1 protein-coding gene is annotated in these 802 nt (G+C 27.8%); it reads right to left on the bottom strand.

The window, feature by feature from the left end:
* A partial coding sequence (locus DW114_RS21080; protein ID WP_233512197.1) for an AAA family ATPase occupies positions 1 to 773 on the bottom strand: 773 nt, incomplete at its 3' end.
* Positions 774 to 802: the final 29 nt, after the last annotated feature.

Here is an 802-nt window from a genome sequence, read left to right as displayed (position 1 = left end):
GTTTCTGTCCAATAATTTTTGCATTTTCCTTTTTGTAACGCTAATGAAACAGAACGTGGATTAAATAAGCTAGTACCATCAGATTTATAGTAACCATCATACCATTTTTTTAATACTTCAAACGATGGTTTTGGATATTGTTGTGTTAATTCTTTCACTTCTTTTTCATCAAAACCAAAATAATCTTCATAAATAGTGTCATTCATGAAATTATATTCTCTAAACATATTCAATTCAGAACCGGTAGAATATTTTGCAATCGGTAATACACCTGTCATATATGCTAATTCTACATATGGCTGAGTTTTAAATAATCCTTTTAAAAATTCTAAATATGCTTTTTTATCCTTTTCTTGCATAAAATCTTTGTAAAAAATACTGTCCCATTCATCCATTATAAAGATAAATTTCTCATTTGTTTTTTCAAATAGATTTTGGATAGGTTCTCCAGGAACTTTTTCAATTCCATAACCTTTTTTCAAATCATCTTGCAAGCAGTATTTAATCCAGCTTATATATTCTTCATATGAATTACATGGATCAGGCAACCTACTAAAATCTATATAAATAACATGATGTTTATTGATATGTTCTTCATAAGACACTGTTTGTGCTATTCTCAAATCTTTAAATAATTCTCGTGTATCATACCCTTGCGTATAATAAGCCCCAAGCATATTTGCATTAATTGTTTTCCCAAATCTCCTTGGACGTGTAATACAAAAATAACAATCTTCACTACCAATGAAATCATTAAATTTATCAATCAACATACTTTTATCCACATAGATTTTTTTCTTTA

Origin of the sequence: Absiella sp. AM09-50 (assembly GCF_003433845.1) — a bacterium.
GTDB lineage: Bacteria > Bacillota_I > Bacilli_A > Erysipelotrichales > Erysipelotrichaceae > Hoskinsella > Hoskinsella hominis.
This window is presented reverse-complemented; position numbering and strand designations above follow the sequence as displayed.